2 protein-coding genes are annotated in these 1,115 nt (G+C 33.5%); both read left to right on the forward strand.

The window, feature by feature from the left end; all coding sequences use genetic code 11:
* On the forward strand, window positions 1–320 hold a 320-nt coding region (locus QUH73_RS20735), incomplete at its 5' end, for a type IX secretion system membrane protein PorP/SprF (protein WP_289532356.1).
* Window positions 321–334: 14 nt separating this feature from the next.
* The coding region (locus tag QUH73_RS20740; protein WP_289532357.1) for a hypothetical protein at window positions 335–1,115 on the forward strand (781 nt) is incomplete at its 3' end.

Raw genomic sequence — 1,115 nt, forward strand, 5'->3', positions numbered from 1 at the left:
GTGTTCCTGCCGATGGTTTGTACAGAGCAACAAAATATGGGGAACTCATTGCTGATGTATCTGCTAATTTCTTCATTAATAATTCTATTTGGGTTGGAACAAGCCACCGGTTTAAACAAGCACAAACATTTTCGTTGGATTTAAAGGTGCAAAAGAATGTTTCTTTTGGTTACACATTTGAATGGGGAATTGGTGAAGGATTGAATCAATATAGTTCTCATGGAATTCGACTGGCTCTGGATTTAGAGGCTAAGAAAAATAACAAGGGTAGGTTTAGAGGGCCTTTTGTAATGAACAGAAAGCCAATACTTTATCTATGATCAATTTTAAAGAAATGAAACTAAGACTGCTGTTGAAGATCACTGTTCAAATGCTTGTGTTCATCATTATCACATTAATGATGTTTACTGCTGTTCGAGCACAAGAAACAAGTACACCAAAGGATTTAATAAGACTCTACCGAAATAACGACATTGAACGAATGTTGTCTATATCAAAAAAGGGTTTAAGTGAAATAAACCAGTTGGATGAACTTAGATTGTTGGGAGAGGTGGCCACTAAGAATGGAGTTTATGATTTATCAGTTAAAAGTTTTGATAGATTGTTTGAATTCTATCCGGATAAAGTACAGTCGATGGATGTTATAAATTATTGTCAGGCATTAATTGAAACTAACCAGTATCAAAAAGTGAATTCTGTTATTTCATCTCATCCTTTTAATAATCAGAGGGTAATACATATGAGAGAAGTTGCCGAAGGCAGAGGAAAGCTGTTAGGATTGGATGATCAGCAGATTAATTCTCAATCACTAAAAGTGAAAATATTTACGGATTATGGAATCAGTAGGAAAGGGGATTCTGTTTTTTATTGTACCCATCCCTTGGAGGGAAAACGAATCAATTTAATTGAAACAGCCATTATTTTATCTGGAAAAAAACACATTAGTGCTTTGGTAAGTGCAGAATTTAAAGATGACAATTTGATAAATATAATGCAAGAGGATGTGACTGATTTTGCATCAAAAGGCAGAAATGAATTTATTGGAATGCACAAGGTAAAAAATTCAAAAGATGTTTTTTATTCATTGATGTCTAAAAAAGACAAATCTATGAAGA

This window comes from Labilibaculum sp. K2S (genome assembly GCF_030372765.1).
Taxonomy (GTDB): Bacteria; Bacteroidota; Bacteroidia; order Bacteroidales; family Marinifilaceae; genus Labilibaculum.